A 10,583-nucleotide genomic window follows, 5' to 3' on the forward strand; every position below is an offset into this window, starting at 1 on the left:
CATGAGGGGTTCGAGTTTATAAACACCGCTTGTGGGACTCACAAAGTTCCGCCTGTAAGCCCTTACAAACTGAAACTTTGGCTGTTTGACAAGCGCGCGACCCATCTCTAGTGTGCTTTGGATCCAATTAAACACACTCCATTCAAGAAGGGAGGATAGCGTAACCGTGACGCAGAAGCCGAACCCATTAAGCAGCATCAAAATCAGCGGGCCTATTCCCGCCCATCTTGCACGCGCCGTTATTGAAGAAACGTTGCGCAATGCCATTCTCGACGGCAGGTTGCCCTGTGGTACCGCGATGCGCCAGCAAGAATTGGCCAGCCTGTTCGGCGTCAGCCGCATGCCCGTGCGCGAAGCCTTGCGCCAGCTGGAAGCCCAGTCCTTGCTCCATGTGGTAACCCACAAAGGTGCTGTGGTTGCGCCGTTGATCCAAGACAATTCGGCCGAGACCTATGCCCTGCGCATGTTGCTGGAATCCGAAGCGCTGCGCCTGTCAATTCCGTTGCTCACCGACGCAGACATTGCCGAGGCTGAAGCCTGCATCAATGCGTTGGAACAAGAGCGTGACTATGCCGAGATTGGCCGGCTCAATCGTCTGTTCCACATGGCGTTGTATGGCAAGGCGCCCAACCAGCGGTTGCTCAATCTGGTTGCGCACGGCTTGAATGAGGAGGAACGCTTTCTGCGCTTCAACCTCGAAGCGATGGGCCTGGGCGAGACATCCCAGGAAGATCACCGTGAATTGCTGAACCTGGTGGTGCACAAGAAAGTCGACGAAAGCATCCTGACGCTACGCAATCACCTGATGCGCGGCATGGAAGTGATCAATACCTACCTCGATAGCCTTGAGGGCACCGCAAAAAAAACTTCACAGTAAGGGTTTACACCGCCCTTTCTTGCCACGTTAACGCTATGGGGTATCTATCCTCTCAGGAAGTGCCCCACGTTTATGCGCCACGTTGAGATTAACATTCAAATAAGCCCACGCTTGTTAAAGAAACTTCTCACACACTTGCACACTACTTGATCACGACTAGTTGCTTCCCGCAAAAACATTTAATACTTTCATCAGTTTATCCAAACGTTTAATCGGATTATTATCTTTCACCCATAAAAGAACACTTCATTCGGCAGTGCCAACCTATGTCAGGTTAGCGCTGTACGCGTGGCTTGCCTAAACGCAGGCCATCCGCTTTTCATTACAAAACCCCATTACTGTTTCCAGAGCAGTCGCAACAACTTATAGGCGTCAACCATGCATCAACATTTGCTTGAACAAAAAAAACTACAGCTATGCAGCCATCCGTTATTTGCAGAAATAACTTCACTTAACAAGTTACAAATTTTTATGGAGCAGCATGTATTTGCTGTTTGGGACTTCATGAGCTTGGCTAAACGCCTGCAGCAGGATCTGACATGCATGCAATTGCCGTGGCTGCCACCCGTTGACCCGCAGAGCGCACGGCTGATCAATGAAATAGTGCTTGGCGAAGAGTCAGACGAACATCCAACGCGTGGCCACTGCAGCCACTTCGAGCTATATCTGGAGGCGATGACCGAGACCGGCGCAGATACCTCAGCCATCCAACGCTTCATTGAACTGCAGCGCCAAGGCGTCCAGGCAGATGCTGCGATGCAAAGGGTCAATGTACGCCCTGGCGTAACGCGCTTCGTCAGCAGCACCTTGCAGATCGCGCTGAACGCGCCCGCCCACTGTGTGGCAGCGACGTTCCTGCACGGCCGCGAGAGCGTCATCCCATCGATGTTCGAACGTATTCTGCAGGGCGACGCCTTCATGGCGCGTCAGGCACCGTTGTTCTGTCACTACCTCAGCCGTCACATCGAACTGGACACCGAGGATCATGGCCCAGGCGCAGAGCAGTTACTCCAGCGCTTGATCGGTGCCGACCCCAAGCGCCAACGCGAGGCGGATGAAACCGCCATCAGCGCCATAGAAAACCGCCTCGGTTTCTGGGACGACGTACATGCCTCCCTACACGAGGTGCGACCATGAACTCCGCAGACTACCGCTCGTTTGCCGAAGATTGGGAACGTCGCGCCACCATCCGCACGCGCCCCCGGCGCCTGCTGGAAAACGACGATCGCTTGATCTTTCCGCTCTGCCGCCAACCCCTGGTGCTAAACGCAACTTTTGTCGAGCATTGCCCGCAGTGGCGCGACTTCGTGTTGACGCAAAGTTTCTACAAATTCATTAATGACGTGGTGATCTTCGAAACCGAGATCGTCGACAAGACCGCCCGCAGCATTGCCAAGAATCGCTTCACACTGCCCTTCCCCCTTGCCTGTCGCATTGATGCGATGACGGTCGTGGTCGATGAGGATTACCACGCGCTGGTCGCGTTGGACTTCCTGCAACAGACCATTGAACTGACCGGCATACAACCGCTCGAGCTGCCCACGCAAATCGAACTGAGCCGGGCCTTGCCGGCCGCCCAGGCGCTTGCCCCGCAACACCTGCACGACGCTGTAGCGTTGATTGGCGTGGCCATCGCCGAGAACACCGTCACCCACGATGTAGCGGCGTTTGCCAAGGACGATAGCGTCAAACCTTCGATTCGCGGCTTGATGGCCGACCACTTGTTTGACGAGGGGCGTCACGCCCAGTTCTGGACGCAGCTGGTGCGTCTCTACTGGCAGGCGGCTAGCCCGGCAGACCGCGACAGCATCGCCGCAGTCCTGCCGACCTTCTTGACCCACTACCTGACCAACACGCTGCACAAAGGCTTCGACCTTCAGCTTGTCGAGCACCTGGACGTAGGCACCGACATCCGCCAGGCACTACGCGACGAAGTCACGGCCCTGCACTTTCCCATCACCCGCCAGCACCCGCTGCTCGGCAATATCATGGGGTTCCTGCATAACAGCGGCGTGCTGCACACACCAAGCGTCGCCCGCGCGTTGAGCGACTACCTGCCCGAGTCGGGGAGGCAGACATGCGACGTCTGAGTATCGGATGGGCCGGCACCAGCCACGCCCTGATTGCGCTGAAGCAAGTGCTCGAAGAATACGGACACGCCAGCGTGACACAAGCCTTCGACCTGTTTATCGAGGACGGCACTCAAGCGCCGCTCGCATACTGTGCCGCAACCCGATGGTTAAGCCTGCGGTTGGGTATCGGCCCGGTGTACGAAGGCGGCCTGCCCTCACTGCAGTTACGCTGCTATGACCGTGACCAACGCGTGCTGGCGGTACATAACGTTGCCGAGGAGCCCAGCGGCAACGGCCAGCGATTGCGCCGGCAGGCGACAAGCTCACTCGTGGAGTGGGCCACCTCGCTGGTCAGCGGCTTCTCGAGGGACGCGGGCTTTTTTGCCGCCAGCAGCACCATTAACCTCTGGCCTGAACAAAGCTTGCACGGACTGGATGCCCTTGCGTTTATGCACCGGTTCAATCGCACCGACCAGCCAGCCTTGTTGCTGGCTGCCCAGGTGCCGATGATCGAGCGATTGCAGGCCGGTCTGCACGCCTTCGCCGAGCGCCCGGCGCTGAACATCGCGGGTAGCGTGTTGACCTACCGCCAATTGCAGCTTCGCGCCTTGTCGATCCAGCAACGCCTGCACCCTCTACTGGAAGGCGTTGAGACGCCGGTGGTTGGCGTGTGCCTGGAAAAGTCCGTCGAGTTGTATGCCAGTATTCTCGCAGTACTCGGTTGCGGCGCGGTGTATCTGCCACTGGCTCCGGATCATCCGCCGCAACGCCAGCAGGCCATGCTGGAACACAGCGGCGCCAAGGTATTGCTGGATGACGGCCGACACCCTTTGCGCGAGCAGTTCACGACACTGAGTGTCGGCAATATTGACTCCAACCACGCCGACATCACGCAGCCATTGATACAACGCCGCCCCGACATCGACGCTCCGTGCATGGTGCTGTTCACCTCGGGCACCACCGGCCAGCCCAAAGGCGTACTACTGAGCCAGGGCAATCTTGCGCATTTCACCAGCTGGACCGGCGCCAGCCTGGCGTTGGATGAACACAGCCGTGTCCTGCAGTTTTCGCCACTGAGTTTCGACTCATCACTGATCGATATCTTCCCGGCCCTGATCGCCGGTGCCGAGTTGATCGTCCCAACCGAAGAGCAGCGGCGCGACCCTCAGCAACTGGTCGAGTTGATTCGCCAACAGCGCATCAGCCATGGTTTTTTGCCGCCGGCGCTACTGAGCATCCTGCCGTTGGATCAGCCCCTGGGCCTGACCCATCTGGTGACCGGCGGCGATGCCTGCGAACCCTATGTGATCGAACGGCTGGCGGGCCAGTGCCAGTTGCACAACCTCTACGGCCCTACCGAGACCACGGTGCTGGTCAGCCACCGGACGTTGCGCCCCGGTGACAGCAATCGCAACGTGGGGCGCCCCATTGCCAACAGCCAGGTGCTGATCCTCGATGACGCGCTGCAACCGGTGGATGAGCAGGTCATGGGCGACCTTTACATCACAGGCCCTGGCGTAGGGCTGGGGTATGTGACCACGCCGCCGCCCGGGGGCAACCCGTTCGTTGAGCTTACGTTGCCGGGCGGCCAAGCGCTGAGGGCCTACCGCAGCGGTGACCGGGCCAAATGGACGGCGGACGGTATAGAGCTGGGCGGACGACGGGACGATCAGGTGAAAATCCGGGGCTTTCGCGTCGAACCCCAGGAGATCGAACAGTGCCTGCGCAGCAGTCGGCTATTTCGCCAAGTGGCGGTGGTGATCGACCGTGACCGACGGATTTTAGCTTTTGCCGCCCAGCCCGAGGCCGACACAACGGTGACGGATCTGAAGCAGCATGCAGAGCAGTGGTTGCCGGCTTACATGCAACCCGAGCGCTGGACAGAGCTGCCGGGCATGCCCTGCACCGGCAATGGCAAAATTGACCGCCAGGCGTTGCTGACGGTGCTCGGGCACGCGACGCCGCGCACCGCCCGCGCCTCGGCGCAAACGCCGCTGCAAACGCAACTGGTGACCCTGTGGAGCGAGTTGTTGGGCGTGCCTGGCGTTGATCTTTGCATTGATGAGAGTTTTTTCAATCTGGGCGGCCATTCCATCTTGCTGTCGACCTTGCTGCTGCGATTGCGCGAACAGTTTGGCCGCAGCCTTTCTTTGAACCGTTTTTTTGAAGCACCGACGATTCGTTCGCTTGCCTTGCTGATGGAAGACGCCGCACCGTCTTACACACCGTCATGCCAGATGGAAAAGGACGCATGCCAGGCGCTGAATGTAGAAATCCTGCCAGAGCGGTCCGCTGGGGATCCGCGCAAGGTGATCGTCACGGGTGCAAACAGCTTCGTGGGTGTGCATCTGGTCGAAGCGTTGTTGGCGGGTGGAGCACAGGAGGTGGCATGCCTGGTGCGTGAACGCCCGGGGCACTCGGCGCCAGCGCGGTTTGCACAGGCACTGCGCGAGTACCACCTGGAGCATCTGGACCTGAGCCGTGTGCAGGTTTATGCCGCTGACATGAGCCAGCCTCGTCTGGGCCTGGCCTGCGATGTCTATGACCACCTCGCCCGAAACCATGGTGTGTTGGTGCACAACGCAGCCAGGGTCAACCATGTGCTGGACTATGCCTCACTTGCCCGGGATAACGTCGAACCCGTGCTTGAGTGCCTGCGCCTGTGTGAAACCCACAGCAAGAAAGTCTTCAACTTCATCTCGACGCTGTCAGCCTGCAGCAGCATCGACGCTCAGGGTCACGTCCTCGAAGCACCGGCCGTGGCCACGTTGCCGCTCTACCTCAAGAATGGCTACAACCTTTCCAAGTGGGTTGCCGAGCGGCTGCTGGGGCGTGCGGTCGAACAAGGTGCCTGGGTGAATATTCATCGACCGGGGAATATTGCGTTCAACAGCCACAACGGTGTTTGCCAGCCGCAAAACAACCGCCTGATGCTGATGCTCAAGGGGTCGCTGCAGTTGGGCTTCGCGCCCAGCCTGGAAGTGAATTTTGACTTGATGCCGGTGGACTTTCTCGCACGTTTCGTCGCGTTTCACTGCAGTCAATTCGCGGCACGGCGAAACGTCTTCAACCTGCATAACCCGCAGCCTTTGAGCTGGGACCATTACCTGGATGCGTTCAGCCAGGCCGGCCATCTTTTCGAACGGGTGAGCATCGCGCAGTGGCAAAAGATGCTGCCAACGGTGGGGCCTGATAACGCGCTGTTTGGCGTACTGGGTTTTTACCTGGATGACCTCGCGGAAGATATCAGCGACGTCTCGATGATTTGTCACGACAACGCACGCCAGGGTGTGGCAGCGATGGGCGAACAGTACCCGCGAAAGGACCCTGCGCTGTTGCGCAAAGGCTGCGACCACCTCAAGGCTATTGGCTTTCTTTGACAGGACTCCTTATGGAACCGCTGCAACCCGATACATTGATCCGTAACCCGAATGGCGCGCCGCTGATAGCGTGTGTTGACGTCGCGTGCGATGCCGCAAGCCTGTGGAGTGTGGTGGGAAATTTTGCAGGCTTTGATGCCTTCATTCCTGCCCTGTCGCACATCGAAATGACGGGAACCGGCGTAGGCGCATTACGCACCAAATTTTTCCATGATGGGCATCGCGTCGTTGAGCAACTCAACAGCCGTGACGACGAAGCGATGTGCATGACGTGGACCACCCTCTACAACACCTTGGGGGTCGCGCGGCTATGGGCCGCCATGCGTGTGGAAGCACTTGGCGCCAAACACGCCAGGGCGACCTGGACGCTGATTGGCGAACCGGTTGATACACCGCAGGCGGCGTTCGAGCAGTTTGCGCAGGCTTTTGCCGATAGCGCCTTGGAGAATGTGCGCCGGATGTTCGACTGATCAGCAGGAGCGAGAGGCCTCGCTCCTGCCAAGCCGGGTCAGATCTTGAAGCTGTCGACCAGTTGCTTCAATCGACTGGCCTGCTGCGACAACGCATCGCAGTCCTTGAGCGTTTCGTTGAGGTTGACGACACCTTGCTGGTTCAACAGATTGATCTGGTTGATATCAACGTTGAGGGTTTCAACCACTGCGGTCTGCTCTTCGGTAGCCGCCGCAACCGATTGGTTCATGCCATCGATCTCGACGATTCGCTGCGTCACGCTGACCAGGCGCTCACCCGCCTGGTTGGCCACTTCAACGCTTTCTTCGCTGGAGACCTGGCTGGCGTTCATGGTGGTCACGGCTTCACGCGAGCCCACTTGCAGCGAAGTGATCATCTTGTGGATCTCTTCGGCCGATTCCTGGGTACGGTGCGCCAGGTTGCGCACTTCATCGGCAACCACGGCAAATCCGCGCCCGGCTTCACCGGCACGCGCAGCCTCGATCGCCGCGTTGAGCGCCAGCAAGTTGGTTTGCTGAGAGATGCCTTTGATCACATCCAGGATGTGCCCAATGTTATCGGTGCTGGCGTTGAGGGTTTCGATCTGCGTACAGGACAAGCTGATCTTTTGCGACAGTTCCGACATGGCCAGGATGGTTTGCTCCACGACCTTGCGCCCGTCATCTGCTTGCTCGCTGGCACCGCTGGCATGTTGCGATGCGTCGGCTGCGTTGCGGGCGATTTCCTGGGTGGCGGCGCCCAGCTCGTTGATGGCGGCTGCCACGCTGTTGGTGCGCGCGCTTTGCTCGTCCGAGCCGATGATCGAAGCGTTGGAGGACGCCATGACGCGCTGCGACAGGTCGTGCACCTGACGCGTAGCCGAAGACACTTCGGAAATCGAGGCATGGATGCGCTCGACGAACTGGTTGAACGCACTGCCCACTTCGCCGAACTCATCTTTGCTGGTCACGTCCAGGCGGCGGGTCAAATCGCCTTCGCCCTGGGCGATGTCCTGCATGGCCACGCCCATAGTGGTCAGCGGGCGCAACAGCACTTGAATCAGCAGGCTGAGCAGCACGGCGATCGCCACCACGGCGATCAACATGGCGATCAGTGCCGATGTACGGAATTTACTCAGTGGTGCGTAGGCTTTGTCTTTGTCGATCGACAGGCCGATGTACCAATCCGCGCCCGGCAAACCGCTGATCGGGGTAAATGACAGAATACGGTCCTGGCCGTTGAGCACAACGTCCTGGCTGACCTTCTCGATACGCAGGCTGGTGCCCGGGTAGATGTCCTTGAGGTTCTTCATCACCTGGTCCTGGTCAGGACTGACGATGACCTGGCCATCGGCGCTGACCAGGAACGCATGGCCAATACCCCCGAAGTCCACCGAATTGATGATCTTCACCAGGGTTTGCAGACTCAGGTCACCGCCGACTACGCCGAGCAGCTCGCCGTTCTTTTTGACCGGCAGGGCGATGGTCACGATTTGCCCGCCAACCGCCGCCATATAAGGCGGAGTGAGCATGGTTTTATCGGCCGCGACCGCCTGCTTGTACCAAGGGCGCTGACGAGGGTCGTAATCGTCGGGCATTTTGGCGTCAGGGCGCTGCGTAAATACGCCGTTGGTTTGGCCGACATAGGTGAACTGGAAGTTCGAGGTGAGCGCGGGCTGGTCGACCAGCCCTGGCAGGTCAGCACCGCTGCCCTGGTGAGCAACGTTTTGCGCCAGGCTTTCGAGGACCAGGATGCGGCCACTGAGCCAGTTCTGCACGCTGCTGGCCGTGAGTTCGCCCGATTGTTGAATGGACGACTCAAGGTTTTGTTTGATGGTGCTGCGCTGCAGGTAATCGTTGTAGAGGGTAAATAGCGCGAAGGCCAGAACCACGACGCCTGACGCGGCCAGTAGAATTTTATGACTGAACTTGAGATTCATTTCATCGACTTCTTTTGCCAAAGGGGGGTGAGCGTGCCGAGTGGAACATTCCATGTAACGGGATAGGCGGACTCTTCGGCCGCTCTATTTCGGTGCACGCATGGCTCGTCAGGCTTTCGGCCACTTCAGGAGAAATCTTAGAGATTTGTGAGAAGCATCCTGATTTTGAGTAGGAAACCGACCAGCGGTAGACGCTCAGGGTTCGGCGCTGCAAATTTTTTCTGCCCTCGCGACAATGCGACTAATTGTCATTTGTGACACTTGGCCAGGCCTGTGTGAGTGCCCTCTACTGACTACATTGCGCGCGAAAGGGTTGTACACACGCTTTGCAGCACCCACCACAACTGGCTCAACACTTGTCTGCGCAGTCGCTTGGGCAAGGGCGGCGATTCCTGGGGCGCATGCGGCACTGGAAAACGTCGCACAAGGCTTGGGCCGACGACGGGCACTGAAGGTGTTGTCGAGTGTGGTGTTGGTGGGGTCCGCGGCGTGGATAAGCCGGGACATGACCGGCTGGCAGCGCTGGACCTCCGATTTCGCAACCGCCACCGGCGAGCGGCGCAGCGTGCAATTACCGGACGGCACACGCCTGCAACTCAACTCCGACAGTACGGTGTACCTCACCTTCAATCCGCAACAGCGCCTGATCACATTGGTGCGCGGGAAAATCCTGGTGACCTGCGGTTCGCCATCGTCAGCACCTTTGCTGGTACACACTCGCCACGGCTTGCTCGAAGGCATCGATGGGCGTTTTACCGTTAGCCAAGACAGCGAGTGCACACGCTTGAGCGTGGTCAGCGGCAATGTGGTCATCCATTCACCGCAGACGGCCGATGGGCTGATTGTGACGCGAGACATGCGCCAGGCTGACTTGGTGTCGGATGTGGAGCGCTACCGTCAGGGTTACCTGGGCTGTGCGGCGGATATCGGCGACTTGCGGCTATCAGGGGTTTTCCGCTTGGACGACACCGACAAGTTGCTGACGATCGTTGCGCAAACACTGCCAGTTCAAGTGCGCTATCGCACACGTTGGTGGGTGAGCCTGGAACGCCTGGCCTGACTTTTTCAGTTTTTGTTGGCGGCTTTTTTCCGTGAGTCCGGCTTAGACAGTAAGCCTCTTTATCTGCCTTGACCGGCCTCTACGGACCTTGATCATGACTGTGCGCTTTCTCAACGACTCACCAGACTCCTCCTACCATACGTTGTTTGACGCTTCAGGAGGATACGACTTGGGCAAAGTGGGCTTGAAGGGTGTGGATGTAAGGCTCAATGCCAACAACCTGACCAATGAGAGTTATGTGGCGTCCTGTGCCAGCCTGAACTTTTGCTATCTGGGTGAAGAGCGTAATGTCAGTGCGACGGTCAGCTATCAGTTCTGATCCGTTAAAGCTTCTAACAAGCCGGCGCCTGATTCCTGGTGCCGGCTTTTTTGTGGGTGTCGTCAGGTTGCCTTTGTCCGGCCCAGACGTATATGTGGGCGATCTGCAGCCGGGGCATTATCATCCCCCCTAAACGACAAAACCCCTGTCTGCGTTAGCAGACAGGGGTTTTGGAATTTAATCTTGACGATGACCTACTCTCACATGGGGAAACCCCACACTACCATCGGCGATGCATCGTTTCACTGCTGAGTTCGGGATGGGATCAGGTGGTTCCAATGCTCTATGGTCGTCAAGAAATTCTGTGTACCAGCCCGTTGCGCTTGCAACGTGCCGGTGAAATTCATGGACTTCTACATAAACAAAACCCCTGATTGCGTTAGCAATCAGGGGTTTCGGAATTTAATCTTGACGATGACCTACTCTCACATGGGGAAACCCCACACTACCATCGGCGATGCATCGTTTCACTACTGAGTTCGGGAT

At 58.2% G+C, this 10,583-nt stretch carries 6 protein-coding genes, 1 rRNA gene and 2 pseudogenes; 7 read left to right on the plus strand and 2 right to left on the minus strand.

Annotated features, from left to right (window positions below; genetic code table 11):
* The first annotated feature begins 166 nt into the window (after positions 1-166).
* The 5 genes from HBO41_RS28585 to HBO41_RS28605 all read left to right on the plus strand — a co-directional run bounded on the left by HBO41_RS28585 (position 167) and on the right by HBO41_RS28605 (position 6,799).
* Complete coding sequence (locus tag HBO41_RS28585) at positions 167-877, plus strand: GntR family transcriptional regulator (RefSeq protein WP_017134433.1); 711 nt, start codon at positions 167-169, stop codon at positions 875-877.
* A gap of 378 nt (positions 878-1,255) precedes the next feature.
* The gene (locus tag HBO41_RS28590; RefSeq protein ID WP_017134434.1) at positions 1,256-2,014 is read left to right on the plus strand and encodes a DUF3050 domain-containing protein; all 759 of its coding nucleotides are present in this window, start codon (positions 1,256-1,258) and stop codon (positions 2,012-2,014) included.
* On the plus strand, positions 2,011-2,967 hold the full coding sequence (locus tag HBO41_RS28595; protein ID WP_169988654.1) for a diiron oxygenase: 957 nt from the start codon (positions 2,011-2,013) through the stop codon (positions 2,965-2,967). The genes HBO41_RS28590 and HBO41_RS28595 overlap by 4 nt, the downstream gene beginning before the upstream one ends.
* A complete protein-coding gene (locus tag HBO41_RS28600) occupies positions 2,955-6,329 on the plus strand; it encodes an amino acid adenylation domain-containing protein (RefSeq protein WP_169988656.1) in 3,375 nt (1,124 codons plus the stop codon). The genes HBO41_RS28595 and HBO41_RS28600 overlap by 13 nt, the downstream gene beginning before the upstream one ends.
* 11 nt (positions 6,330-6,340) lie before the next feature.
* On the plus strand, positions 6,341-6,799 hold the full coding sequence (locus HBO41_RS28605) for an SRPBCC family protein (RefSeq protein WP_017134437.1): 459 nt from the start codon (positions 6,341-6,343) through the stop codon (positions 6,797-6,799).
* Positions 6,800-6,837: 38 nt separating this feature from the next.
* On the opposite strand, the gene HBO41_RS28610 is transcribed toward HBO41_RS28605, so the two are convergent.
* Positions 6,838-8,718, minus strand: coding sequence for a methyl-accepting chemotaxis protein (locus HBO41_RS28610; protein WP_017134438.1), 1,881 nt, complete (start codon positions 8,716-8,718; stop codon positions 6,838-6,840).
* Positions 8,719-9,100: 382 nt separating this feature from the next.
* Between HBO41_RS28610 and HBO41_RS28615 the strand changes: the two are divergent.
* Both HBO41_RS28615 and HBO41_RS28620 read left to right on the plus strand, forming a co-directional pair.
* Positions 9,101-9,778: pseudogene (locus tag HBO41_RS28615) on the plus strand (FecR domain-containing protein); the annotation flags it as partial.
* Positions 9,779-9,914: 136 nt separating this feature from the next.
* Positions 9,915-10,097, plus strand: a pseudogene (locus HBO41_RS28620) (hypothetical protein); the annotation flags it as partial.
* Between the two features lie 181 nt (positions 10,098-10,278).
* Here the strand turns inward: HBO41_RS28620 and rrf are convergent.
* Positions 10,279-10,394 (minus strand): 5S ribosomal RNA (rrf, locus tag HBO41_RS28625).
* Between the last annotated feature and the right edge of the window lie 189 nt (positions 10,395-10,583).

The organism is Pseudomonas sp. WS 5146 (assembly GCF_012985495.1).
In the GTDB taxonomy this organism is placed as follows: domain Bacteria; phylum Pseudomonadota; class Gammaproteobacteria; order Pseudomonadales; family Pseudomonadaceae; genus Aquipseudomonas; species Aquipseudomonas edaphica.